At 61.2% G+C, this 11541-nt stretch carries 10 protein-coding genes; 1 reads left to right on the top strand and 9 read right to left on the bottom strand.

Annotated elements, in window-relative coordinates:
- Positions 1 to 420: 420 nt before the first annotated feature.
- From ACPF7Z_RS18575 to ACPF7Z_RS18550, 6 genes are all read right to left on the bottom strand, one after another.
- Positions 421 to 480 (bottom strand): hypothetical protein, encoded by a 60-nt coding sequence (locus ACPF7Z_RS18575; protein ID WP_425194733.1) that lies wholly within the window; start codon positions 478 to 480, stop codon positions 421 to 423.
- Between the two features lie 282 nt (positions 481 to 762).
- Entirely contained in the window at positions 763 to 1080 is a 318-nt protein-coding gene (locus tag ACPF7Z_RS18570; RefSeq protein WP_425194731.1) for a hypothetical protein, read from the bottom strand.
- A gap of 594 nt (positions 1081 to 1674) precedes the next feature.
- Entirely contained in the window at positions 1675 to 1839 is a 165-nt protein-coding gene (locus ACPF7Z_RS18565; protein ID WP_425194730.1) for a type II toxin-antitoxin system Phd/YefM family antitoxin, read from the bottom strand.
- Positions 1840 to 2051: 212 nt separating this feature from the next.
- Positions 2052 to 2915: an SDR family oxidoreductase gene (locus tag ACPF7Z_RS18560; RefSeq protein WP_425194729.1), complete on the bottom strand. Its 864-nt coding sequence runs from the start codon at positions 2913 to 2915 to the stop codon at positions 2052 to 2054.
- A gap of 121 nt (positions 2916 to 3036) precedes the next feature.
- On the bottom strand, positions 3037 to 6360 hold the full coding sequence (locus tag ACPF7Z_RS18555) for an AAA family ATPase (RefSeq protein ID WP_425194728.1): 3324 nt from the start codon (positions 6358 to 6360) through the stop codon (positions 3037 to 3039).
- Positions 6357 to 7640 carry an exonuclease SbcCD subunit D gene (locus ACPF7Z_RS18550; protein WP_425194727.1) on the bottom strand — a complete coding sequence of 428 codons (1284 nt, stop codon included), beginning with the start codon at positions 7638 to 7640 and terminating at the stop codon, positions 6357 to 6359. The genes ACPF7Z_RS18555 and ACPF7Z_RS18550 overlap by 4 nt, the downstream gene beginning before the upstream one ends.
- A gap of 119 nt (positions 7641 to 7759) precedes the next feature.
- Between ACPF7Z_RS18550 and nfi the strand changes: the two genes are divergently transcribed.
- Positions 7760 to 8515 (top strand): deoxyribonuclease V, encoded by a 756-nt coding sequence (nfi, locus tag ACPF7Z_RS18545; RefSeq protein ID WP_425194726.1) that lies wholly within the window; start codon positions 7760 to 7762, stop codon positions 8513 to 8515.
- 107 nt (positions 8516 to 8622) lie between these two features.
- On the opposite strand, the gene ACPF7Z_RS18540 is transcribed toward nfi, so the two are convergent.
- The 3 genes from ACPF7Z_RS18540 to ACPF7Z_RS18530 form a co-directional block, all read right to left on the bottom strand.
- A complete protein-coding gene (locus ACPF7Z_RS18540) occupies positions 8623 to 9378 on the bottom strand; it encodes a phasin family protein (RefSeq protein WP_425194725.1) in 756 nt (251 codons plus the stop codon).
- 350 nt (positions 9379 to 9728) lie between these two features.
- On the bottom strand, positions 9729 to 10199 hold the full coding sequence (locus ACPF7Z_RS18535) for a phasin family protein (RefSeq protein ID WP_425194724.1): 471 nt from the start codon (positions 10197 to 10199) through the stop codon (positions 9729 to 9731).
- 317 nt (positions 10200 to 10516) lie between these two features.
- Entirely contained in the window at positions 10517 to 11407 is an 891-nt protein-coding gene (locus ACPF7Z_RS18530) for an aldo/keto reductase (protein ID WP_425194723.1), read from the bottom strand.
- Between the last annotated feature and the right edge of the window lie 134 nt (positions 11408 to 11541).

Raw genomic sequence — 11541 nt, 5'->3', positions numbered from 1 at the left:
CGATCTTTTCGAAGCCATTGGCCTGCCGGCACCTGCTGCATCACGCTTGTAGTGCCAATTTTGAAAAGGCGTTTCCAGGCTAATCAATAGATTACGCTTCTAACTGTCGAACTCGGGAGAACCCGACCATCCCGCCATCGTCTGACAGAGCCACCCGGTGAAGTAGATCTCGTTCGCCCAGGCTGAGCACTAGAACAAGAAGAAGGTTACCCGCCAAGAGCGGTTCCTGACCCAGATAGATGCTCTGGTGCCATGGCAACGATTTGTAACCCCGTTGCCATGGGCTATGTGGGTCAGCGAAGTAGATCGCCTTATCGGTCTTCAGCAGTGAGATGGCGATAACGATGGGTCATGGCAGCACCATACCGGATGGATCAGATGTTGCGCTTGGTCATTGAGACAGCCTGGCATGGGACTTAATTAGTAGTGATACCGAAGCTGCGCAATCAGAAGTGAGTCATCCGTGACCTTGTTGACGATGCGATGCTCACCTTTGATGCGCCGGGACCATTAGACCGCCTGGCCGTGCTTGAGCAATTACGGCTTGCTGGTCCCCTCGAGGGGGGCGCTGGATCTCCTCGATCAGTTGGTTCACTCGGCGTGGCATCTTGGCGGATCACGGCACGGAGATCATGATGACGGGCACAAGAAGCGACGGGGCAAGAACGCCGGTGAGAGTGGAAAAAGCCGGTATAATAAGGTGCGCCTTTTGGCTTCAATTTACAATTCAGTAAAATAACAATTTGATCAATGCCGAGGGGGTTATCCATAGCGCCGGGCTCGCCCGATCAGCGGATCGATATACTGACGCAGCTGATCCTGGGACCATAGCCCCTGATCCACCAATTCCTCGGTCGTCCGAGTGAGAGACTGCAAGGCCTTGCGCGGCAAGGCGATGCCTGACTCGTCAGTCTTGGCGCCGGCGAGCAGTTCGGTCTCGGCGGCGTGTACCGACGATAGGCATGCCTCGGCAGTTTCGTACAATGGATGGTTTGTTGGCAGGCGGCCCATCCCCGGTCGGTAGTGGGCTAGGTGACGCCGAACCCCCTCCAGCGATGCGCCTCGTAGAATGACGAACATGGACCTCTCCTCGGCTGGCTGCGCTTATTTAATTTATGAGATGGTACTAGAGTTCGGAATATATCCAACATAGAGCTTAGCTTGAGGCCGGTTATCGTCGGATCGCCGCTCAGGGCGAAGTCATAACTATCCATATAAATGCCAAGTCGGCTCAGACCCTCTCCACCACCATTTACAACAGCCATCGGCGCATTGAGGCGGTGATCAGCGAGATCGCGTGCAATGCCTACTAGGGTCACCTCAAGGCGAGGCATGAGGCCACGCTGATCGATGTCTTTGTCGGCATTGGCATGACCCACGGCGAGGCGGCGCAGCTCACTACTACGGGCTTGGCGCGAAGTCGCCACAAGCCTATACCGGCACCTATGACGTCATCGTCACGAAGTCCGGGAAGACCAGCCACCTGCTCATGTTCAGGTACGAGGAGGGGGCTTGCCGGCCTTTTGCCAGTAGAGGTAGTCCTCCCCCATGCGTGCTCGGAAAAGGCCGGTTTCATTCCTCTATGAGCTCCTGATCCTCACTTTCCTCAAGCTGGATGATGGATTCAAGTAGGCGGTGGGCGTTCTTTGTTGAACGTAGCAGGTAGGCGGTTTCCTACAGGGTCTCGTAGTCCTTCAGCAAGATCATCACCGCGGAAGGAGCCTTGCTGCGGGTAATAGTGACCGGCGCATGGTTATCGCAGACCTGCTGCATGGTCTTGGCCAGGTGGGTGCGCGCGGCGGTATCGCTGATGGCGTCCATAGGATGCATCTTGCACATGATTTTGTACTGCTCGGATTATTGTACGATATGGCGTTCGGCAATCGGCAGACTAAAGGCCGGCATTGACAGGATGTTCCTCGGCGCGGGTTGCCCAAACGCTGTGAGCAAGGCGTGTTGACTGCTACAGGAATCGAGTTGATGCGGAGTGCAGGGCCTTCCGGCACGAGTGGAAATGAGAGTAGAAATGAGGATCTGCCCCTCAAAACGACTCACTCCCGCTCGTCCCGTGTCGAACGCAGCAGCACTCGGTCCATGCCGCCTGTGCTCAGGATACGCTTCAGCACCGTGAACATATGTGTGGGCAACGTCACCGCGTAGCGGGGCCGCGGGCGTTGGTTCTCCAAGGCATGCACCAGCTTCTTGACCACGGCCTCGGGCCCCAGAGAGAAGCCGCCTCCGCTGTCGCTGCCGGCCAGCCGGGCCTCTACCTTCCGGTAGGTGGCGGCATGGGCGCTATGGGTCGTGTCGATATGCGCCTGAAAGGCGCGGTAGGCGTTTTCGCGGAAGCGGCTGATGATCGGACCGGGCTCGATCAGGCTGACATGGATGCCGCTGCCCTCAAGCTCCATGCGCAGGGTGTCGGTGAGCCCCTCGAGAGCGAACTTGGAGCACACATAGGCGCCACGATAGGGCAGGGCGGCAAGGCCCAGTACCGAGCTGTTCTGCACGATGCGACCGTGACCCTGGGCACGCATCATCGGCAGCACCCGGGTGGTGAGCTCGTGGGTGCCGAGGAGGTTGGTCTCCAGCTGGGCCCGTAGCACCTCTCGAGACAGGTCCTCCACCGCACCGGGCTGGCCGTAGGCGCCGTTGTTGAATAGCGCCGTCAGCCGCCCACCGGTGCGTTCCCGCACCGTTTCTACCGTTGCCTCGATCGAGGCGCTGCTGACAAGGTCCAGTGGCAGGGCCTCCAGGCCTTCCTCTAGCAGCCTGGCGACGTCCGCCTCGGCCCGGGCCGTGGCGAAGACTCGCCAGCCCCGGGCGACCAGGGCGTGGGCCGCGGCATGGCCGATACCGCTTGAGCACCCGGTGATCAGTATGCTGCGCGTTGTCGTCTCTCGAGCGTCTGACATCCCTTTCCTCCTTTTCACCCACGGGGCGCCATTCACTGAACTCTTTGCTGCACGATGGGCAGTTCAGCGCAGCGGCGGGCCAAGGCCAATGTGACCGGCCTGTTCTCACTCATTTACATGTTCACTCACTCACCAACCGCGCCCGGCTAGTCCCATTCCCCATCGGTTCCACCCGAATCTGCACCGGGATGCGTTCGTGCATTTCCTGCACATGGGAGATCACGCCGACGCGGCGGCCCTGGGCTTGCAGGCCGTCGAGGGCTTCCATGGCCAGCGCCAGGGATTGCGGGTCGAGGCTGCCGAAGCCTTCGTCGATGAATAGCGACTCAATAGCGAGTTGGCCGGAGGCCATGGAGGCGAGCCCCAGGGCCAATGCCAGTGAGACCAGGAAGGTCTCGCCGCCGGAGAGCGAATGCACGGAGCGGCGCTCGTCGCCCATGTCCCGATCCATCACCAGCAGGCCGAGTTCGCTGCCGCCGCGCTCCAGGCGATAACGACGAGTCAGCCCGGTGAGGTGGGCGTTGGCTTCCTCCAGCAGGCGCTCCAGGTTCCAGGCCTGGGCGATGCGCCGGAAGGTCTTGCCGTCGGCGGCGCCGATCAGCTCGCTGATCTGCCCCCAGCGGCGGTGTTCGGTTCTGGCGGTCTCCCGTTCGGCCTGCATCTGGCGCTGACGGTCCCGGCGGCGGTCGTCGTCGCGCAGGGCGTGAACGGCGTCATCACGAGTCTGCTGGGCGGCGTCCAGCCGTGGGGCGAGGGCTTCTTGCTCGCCGGCTAGCGCTTCCCGGCGGCGCTGGATCTCGGCTTCCACGTCGTCCGCCAACAGCGCTTCATCGTGCTCATCACCTTCTTTTCCTTCTTCACCCGTGGCCAGGTTCTGGTCGTGGCGGTGGGCGATCAACGCCTGGCGGCGTTCGGCCAGGCTGGCTTCGCTGCGCTGGCGTGCCTCCTCTGCCTCAAGCAGCTGCCGCTCCTGGCGGCTGGCCTCGTCTTCCGACTGGGCCAGCAGCCTTTGCAGGGTGGCGTCGTCCAGCGCCGGATGGGCCTGGCGCCACTCGGCCAGTTCCCGGTCCAGGGTGTCGCGCTCCTGTTGGAGTCGGGCGATCTGCTCCGCTTCATGGCTTGCCTGCTGGGTGAGCTGTTCCCGCTTGCGGTTGGCCTCGTGAAGCCGCTCCAGGGAGCGGTCTCGCGCCTGGCGGGCGGCGTCCTGACGAGCGTCCAACTGTTGTTGCCAGGCGTCTGGGGTGGGGTGTTCGCCGAGCAGGCCTATAAGCCGATGATGGGCCTCGTCGCGATCCCGACGCAGGGGCGGCAGTTGGTCGGCCAGGGTCGCCAGCTCCTGCTCGACGCTGACCCGCTGGGTCTCCAACTGGGCAAGTTCCAGCTCGCTTTGGCGCAACGCTTCCTCGAGCGGGGCCAGCTCGGTCTCGGCGCGGGCCAGTGCCTGCAAGGCCCGTTCGCTATGCTGTCGGGCAGCGGCGCTTTCCTGGTGTTGGCGTGCCAGCCAGGCGTCGCGCTCGGCGGCGTCGACGGCATTCAGTTCGCCATGCAGCGGATGGTCGGCGAGGGCCTGGCGAGCGCCGGCCAGGCGCTGCTCGGTGTGCTGCAGGTCTTGGCGATGCTGGGCCAGCGCGGCCTCGAGGGCGCGGTATTGCCCGATGAGGTCGTCACGCGCCTGCTGGGCCTGGTCGCGTTCCTGGCGAGCCTCTTCGAGCTGGCGATCCTCCTCAATCCGCTGGGCTTTGAGCTGGGCGGCCTCCTGCGTCTCGGGCGGATGGTGACGCCAGGGGTGGTCGAGGCCGCCGCACACCGGGCAGGGCTCGCCCTCATCGAGGCCTTCGCGCAGCCTCACCACACTCTCGCTGCGCACGGCGCGGCTGCGTTCAATGACCTCATGCACCGTGCGGTAGTGGCGTTCCCGGTCGTCCAGGCGCTGCCGAGCGGTCTTGCCCTGTTCGACAAGCGTCTCCTTGCGCTGCTCGTCCTCGTCCAGGCGGCGGGCCAGCGTCTGGTGGGCCTGGTCGGCACGCCAGGCCTCCTGCCAGCGGCTTTCCAGCTCACCCAACGCCAGATGACGCCTCGCGGCTCGGTCGTGATCCTGCTGGGCAGCCTGGCGGGCGCTCTCCGGCCGGTCGTGATCGCCCAGGAGTTGCTTTAGGGTGGCCTGCCATTCGTCGCGGCGGCGCTCGAGTTCGCGCTGCTTATCCTCGGCCTGTCGGCGCTGTTCGGCGAGTTGGTTGACCTGATGCTGGCGCTGCTGGTGGTTCGTCTCGAGATCCGCCAGCCGGTGCGCCAGGGTGGCCAGCCGCTGGGCCTGCTCCCGGGCCTGGCGCAGCTCAGGTTGGGCGTTTTGGCGTGCCTGGCTAGCCTCACGCAGCGCCTGCTCGGCCTGATCCCGCCGCTCGGTGGCGGCCTGTTGCGTGGCCGTGGCGACTTCCAGCCTCTTGAGTGTGTCGCCATGGGTGGTTTCGAAGCGCGTGATCTCACCGGGCAGTTCGGTCTGGCGCGTCAGGCGATGGCGCTGAGGGGCGAGCAGGCGTCGCCACTCGCGGTCGGTCCGGACATCCGCCAGGCGTTGCCAGTGGTCCTCGGCGTCCTGTTGGTGCTGGCGCCCGTCAACGTAGGCTTGGCGAAGCGTTTCATCCGTGGCGTGCCACTGCCGGCGGGCCTCCAGGCGCTTGGCTTCCTGCTGGATGGCGTCCAGCTCACGCTGGGCAGCCTCGGCGATGCGTTCCAGCTCGGCGCGGGCCTCGGGCTCGGTGGGCAGGTCGTCGGCGAGCCGGGCTTCCAGGGCCTCGACGCGTTTCTTCGCCTCGCTGGCGCGGCGGTAGGCGGCCTTGGAGATTTCGGAGTATTCGGCGGTGTCGGTGAGTTTTTCCAGCAATTCGCTGCGCTCGTTGTCGTCGGCCTTGAGGAAGGCGGCGAACTCGCTCTGGGCCAGCAGCACCGCCCGGGTGAACTGATCGAAGGAGAGCCCCAGCCGCTCGACCAGGAGGCGGTCGAACTCTTTCTTCTGGGTGGTCAGCTGGCGATCGTCTTCCAGATTACGCAGCGACTGCTCCACCGCCTGCAGCTTGCCCTCGGCCTTGTTGCGGGCGCGGCGCACTGCCCAGCGGGCCCGGTAGCGGTGCCCGTCGCGGCCGAGGAAATCGACTTCCGCATAGCCGCTGGCCGTGCCCCGGCGCAGCAGGGTGCGCGGGTCGGCGGTGGTCAGCGTCTCGTGGCCCACGTCGGGGAGCTGGGCGTCGCGTATCGGGGCATGGCGCAGCCGCGGGGTGCTGCCGTAGAGCGCCAGGCACAGGGCATCGAGCAGGGTGCTCTTGCCGGCGCCGGTGGGGCCGGTGATGGCGAACAGACCAGCGTCGCGCAGCGGGGCCTGGTTGAAGTCGAGTTCGACGGGGCCGGGCAGCGAGGCCAGGTTGGCCAGGCGCAGGGCGAGAATCTTCATGCGTCGGCCTCCTCACCCTGGGCGTCCAGAACGTCCTGGCGCAGCCGGTCGAAGTCGGCCAGCACGGCGTCCTCGGGGGGTGTTCCCCAGCGGGCCTCCCAGGTGCGGGCGAAGAGGGCGCGCGGGCCGATATTCTCGAGGCGTTCGCTGGCACCGGGTCGTTGGGTCTCGGTCTCGGGAAGCTGGCGCTTGAGGCGCAGCAGACGCAGGGCCTTGCCGTTGAGGGCGGCCTCGATGCGGGCGCGCAGGTCGGGCGCCGGCGCGTCGAGCATCACGCTGACCTCCAGCCAGGGCCAGCGTTCCTGAGGCAACGCTGGGTCGTGGTCCAAGGCGGCAAGCTCCGTCTCGATCGTCTCCAGGGGCGCCGGGCCGAGGCGATGCATGGTCACCGGGCGGGGCACGAGCAGCGCCTCGATGCCGGCCAGTCGTTCGTCTTCGAGGGTCACTTCGAGCACCTGGTGGGGGTAGGTCACCTCGCTGAAATCCAGCGGCAGGGGGCTGCCGCTGTAGCGGATGCGCTCCTCGCCGACGCGCTGGGCGCGGTGCAGGTGGCCGAGGGCCACATAGGCGATGTCCTCGGGAAACAGCGTTGCGGAGATCGATTCCTCGCCGCCAATGACAATGGGGCGCTCGCTGTCTTCGGAGACCGCCGCGCCACGCAGGTGAGCATGGCTCATGGCGATCAGGGCCTGGCCAGGGTTGCGCTGCTTGCGCGCCACCTCGATGAGTTGCTCGTGGACCCGCGAGATGCCGGCTACATAGTCGTTGCCCTGGGCATTCGCCTCGGTGCCGCTTGCCTCGATGCCGCTTGTATGAATACCACTCCGGCCGGTGACCTCCGCCGGGCGCAGGAAGGGCAGGGCCAGACACCAGGCGCGGGTCTCGCCCTGATCATCGTGGAGCGGAATCAATAGGCGCTCGGCATCCAGTTGGCCATCGTCGCGCCACTGCACCCGCCCCCGGGCGTGGGCGTTCAGGCGTTGCATCAGCGGTGCCGGCAGTTCGATGCGGTTGCCGCTGTCGTGGTTGCCGGCGATCATCACGATCTCGAGCTGTGGCAGGCGTTCGTGGGCGCGGACGATGAAGTCGTAAAACAGCTCCTGGGCGCGCAGCGACGGGTTGACCACATCAAAAATATCCCCGGCGATCAGCAGCGCATCCGGCTGGCGGGCGGCGAGAGTCTCGAGCAGCCAGTCGAGAAAGGCGCGATGTTCGACATGGCGTTCCTGGCCATGAAAGGTCTGGCCGAGATGCCAGTCGGCGGTGTGGATCAGCTTCACAGTAGGCTCGTTCGGCGATGGAGTCAGCGGTTCCGTAGTGTAAAGGATGCGCGAGGTGAATGAAGGGGAGGACGCGCAACTGCTAGGCTAGAGACATATTCGTTCAGGAATGGATTCTTATGACATCGCCGCTTCATGAATGGACTCTTGAGCCGCAAGAGGCCATGGCACTGCAAAAACGCCTGGCATCCCGGGTCGAACGTTGCGATCGCATAGGCGAGGTGCGGCATATCGCCGGGATCGATATCGGCTTCGAGGACGAAGGCGAGACGACCCGGGCTGCCGTGGTACTGCTCGATTGGCCCACGCTCGAACCCCTCGAAGAAGTCGTGCATCGCGAACCGACCCGCATGCCCTACATTCCCGGCTTGCTGTCGTTTCGCGAGATTCCGGCGGCCTTGGGCGCCTTCAAGCGCCTGTCCCAGCGCCCGGATCTGGTCATGGTCGACGGCCAGGGCATCGCCCATCCGCGTCGATTGGGGATTGCCGCGCATCTGGGCCTGTGGCTCGATCTGCCCACTCTGGGCGTGGCCAAGAAGCGCCTGTGCGGGCGTCATGGCGAGGTGCCGCCCGGTCGCGGTGAATGGACGCCCTTGACCGATCGGCGCCGCGACGAGGACCCGGAGGATGCGCTAGTCGGCGATCAGGGCCGGGTGATCATCGGCGCCATGTTGCGCAGCCGGGAGGGGGTCAAGCCGGTGATCGTCTCTCCGGGCCATCGCATGAGCCAAGCCACGGCGCTCGAATGGGCCATCGCCTGCCTGGGGCGTACCAAGTTGCCGGAACCGACGCGGCTGGCGGATCGCTTGGCCTCGCGGCGTGGCAAGGCGTTTGCCAACGAAAAGCGTCAGGGAGAGCTGGGCATCGGTGGTTGAGTGCGTGTTCGGTTGCGCTCAAAGATTACAAAAGAGGCCGCCGCTCGAATGAGCGGCGGCCTGCACATTATCCAGATACGCTGGTTGCGCTATCCGAGAAGGACAATTTATTTCTTGGAAGCGGATTTGGCGCTCTGAACGCTTTCTTCAGCTTCTTTTTTGAATTTCTTGGCATTTTCCTCAGCTTCTTTCTCGATCTTCTTGGCGTTTTCTTCAGCCTGCTTTTCTACCTTCCTGGCGCGCTCTTCAGCCTGCTGCTCAATTTTCTTGGCATTTTCATGGGCTTCCTGCTCGAATTTTTTGGCGCTTTCTTCAGCTTGTTTCTTTAATTTTTTAGCATTTTCCTCTGCCTGCTTGCCAACTTTCTTGGCATTTTCTTCTGCTTCTTTTCCTATTTTGTCAGCGTTTTCCTGCGCTTGCTTCTCGATCTTCTTGGCGTTTTCTTCAATTTCGTTTTTTCTTTTCTCCAATTCTTGTTCGGCGCGCTCCATGTTCTCCTGAGCGGCTTCCTGTCCACGCTGCATCGTGTCTTGGGTCAGTTCCTTGCCCTGCTGCATGAATTTCTGATTGATGGAGCTGACTTTTTCCATATCGGATTTCATTTGCTCACTGACTTTCTTTGCGGCTTTCTGCTGCTCTTCCATGTAGCTGCGTAAATCTTCGGAATTCTTGATTTCAAGCGCGGAGCGCATCTGCTGGAATCCAATCTCAGCATAGGTATCAAGCGCATTACGCTGAACGCTGGTTAAAGTTTGAGTGTAGTCAAGTATTTTGCCTGCAAAAGAACGAGTCGGGCCAATAAAGACCGAGGCAAACTGCTGCTGAGCTCGGTCGATATTCTGTTTTGCATTTGTGTTAACCATACAATGCTCCTTTAGTAGTTTTTAAAGTATACAGTAGTCTAGGAATTACTCTCTTTGATGCAATGCAGCATAACAATGACAGTGCTGGATAGCAATGCGATATTGGCACCTGCATTGATCTAGACCAAGTTATACAGGATTAAAAGCGTATTCTTTTGACGCAGGCTTCTCAATCCGAACTCACTAGGATGTTCGTTAGCTTATAAATTGGTGGTATGTGTAAAAGATTAATCACACGCTATCAAGATGTGTCTTGTGATACATGAAGCATACAAAAAGCCGCCGCTCGGAATGAGCGGCGGCTTTCGAATTACCCTGATACGTTGGCTAGCTCGGCCGACGTGGGGTATTTACTTCTTGGAAGTAGATTTGGCATCTTGAGCGGTCTTATCAACTTCCTTTTCACCTTCTTTTACTACTTCTTGCAATCTCTGCTGACCGCGGTCCATGTTCTGCTGAGCGGCTTCCTGGCCACGCTGCATGGCGTTCTGAGTCAGTTCCTGGCTCTGCTGCATGAATTCCTGATTGATGGAGCTAACTTTTTCCATGTCAGACTTCATCTGCTCGCCGACTTTCTTGGCGGCTTCCTGCTGCTCTTCCACATAGCTGCGCAGGTCTTCAGAATTCCTTATCTCAAGAGCGGAGCGCATCTGGTGAAATCCGATCTCAGAATAAGTGTCGAACGCTTCACGCTGAACGTTGGTCAATTTCTGAGTATAGTCGAGCATCTTGCCGGCAATGGAACGAGCTGGACCAACAAAGATAGAGGCAAACTGCTGTTGGGCTTGTTCGATGTTCTCGTTCACATTTGTATTAGCCATGTAACACTCCTTATAAGCTTGTTAGGCAAGCCTGGTGATTAACAAATTACTTTATGGTGCAGTGCATCAATAAAGCCAGCATAGTGATAATGGTGTCGGCGTGTCCACTCAATAGATTTAAATTTGCCGCTAATTTTAAAAACTCACTCTATTGGAGTGAGGCGCGTAATCCATACTGATTAGACTGTTCGTTTTTTATGGCCCTACGGTAGGGCCGTCAATAGAACCATCACTTAATCAAGCGAGGGTTGAAAATAATATCTCGATGTCAGTTAAAGAATCTCGGCAGGGCCAGACGTTCAAGACACAATCTGACGTTAAACAATATCCAGCGATACCTTTTTCTTCGGTGCTGGAAAGGCGCTGTCCAGCCGCGCCAGGGCATCATCATCCAGAGTCAGTTGCAACGCAGCGGCGTTCTGCTTCAGATGATCCGGCCGCACTGCCTTGGGAATGGCGATGACGTCGCGCTCGCCATCGACCGGGCGAATCGCCCAGGCCAGCAGCACCTGAGCGGCGGTGGCATTCATCTCCTTGGCAATGGCCTCGACGGTCTCATGGCCAAGCAGTTCGCGACGCAGGCGCCCGCCCTGGGCGATGGGGCAGTAGGCCATAGTGGGAATACAGTGCTCCCGCTGCCAGGGCAACAGGCTGTGCTCGATGCCTCGGGAGCCGAGGTGATAGAGCACCTGATTCACGGCGCAGCGCCGGTCGCCGGGTAGATTGGTAAGCGCCTGCATGTCGCTGACATCGAAGTTGGAAACCCCGAAGCGCTTGATCTTGGCTTGTTCTCTCAGGCGCTCGAAGGCGTCCAGGGTTTCTTCCAGAGGAATACCACCGGGCCAGTGCAGTAGATACAGATCGAGATAATCGGTCTTGAGGCGCTTGAGGCTTTGTTCGCAGGCGGCAATGGCGCTGTCGCGACCGGCATTCCAGGGATAGACCTTGGAAACCAGGAAGGCCCGGTCGCGGCGATCCTGAAGTGCCTGCCCCACGACTTTCTCGGCGCCGCCATCGCCGTACATCTCGGCAGTGTCGATCAGCGTCAGGCCGAGTTCGAGGCCCTGCTGCAGGGCGTAAACCTCCTCCTCGGGCGTGGCCAGCCCCTCGCCCATGTACCAGGTGCCCTGACCGATGGCGGGGAGGTCGACGGCGGACTGGTCACCATCGGCAGCAAGCGTGACTGTAGGAATATCTTGGTGTGGCATGCAGAACTCCACCAGAAAAGAGGACTTCAATGAACTCTGGTCGCTAGAGAGTGAATTTTCAATGCTGCCCTTCGCTATACTCTCTTTAGTTCGCACGCTTCTTCTCGGAACCGCGCCTCTTTGACCTTTACGGG

It is taken from the genome of Halomonas sp. GXIMD04776 (assembly GCF_049808615.1).
GTDB lineage: Bacteria > Pseudomonadota > Gammaproteobacteria > Pseudomonadales > Halomonadaceae > Modicisalibacter.
The sequence above is the reverse complement of the archived record's forward strand: the minus strand, read 5'-3'. Positions and strand labels throughout refer to the sequence as shown.

Coding starts and splice junctions, on each gene's coding strand:
- ACPF7Z_RS18570 (WP_425194731.1), bottom strand. CDS start 1,080: ATGTTCGTCATTCTACGAGGCGCATCGCTGGAGGGGGTTCGGCGTCAC.
- ACPF7Z_RS18565 (WP_425194730.1), bottom strand. CDS start 1,839: ATGTGCAAGATGCATCCTATGGACGCCATCAGCGATACCGCCGCGCGC.
- ACPF7Z_RS18560 (WP_425194729.1), bottom strand. CDS start 2,915: ATGTCAGACGCTCGAGAGACGACAACGCGCAGCATACTGATCACCGGG.
- ACPF7Z_RS18555 (WP_425194728.1), bottom strand. CDS start 6,360: ATGAAGATTCTCGCCCTGCGCCTGGCCAACCTGGCCTCGCTGCCCGGC.
- nfi (WP_425194726.1), top strand. CDS start 7,760: ATGACATCGCCGCTTCATGAATGGACTCTTGAGCCGCAAGAGGCCATG.
- ACPF7Z_RS18540 (WP_425194725.1), bottom strand. CDS start 9,378: ATGGTTAACACAAATGCAAAACAGAATATCGACCGAGCTCAGCAGCAG.
- ACPF7Z_RS18535 (WP_425194724.1), bottom strand. CDS start 10,199: ATGGCTAATACAAATGTGAACGAGAACATCGAACAAGCCCAACAGCAG.
- ACPF7Z_RS18530 (WP_425194723.1), bottom strand. CDS start 11,407: ATGCCACACCAAGATATTCCTACAGTCACGCTTGCTGCCGATGGTGAC.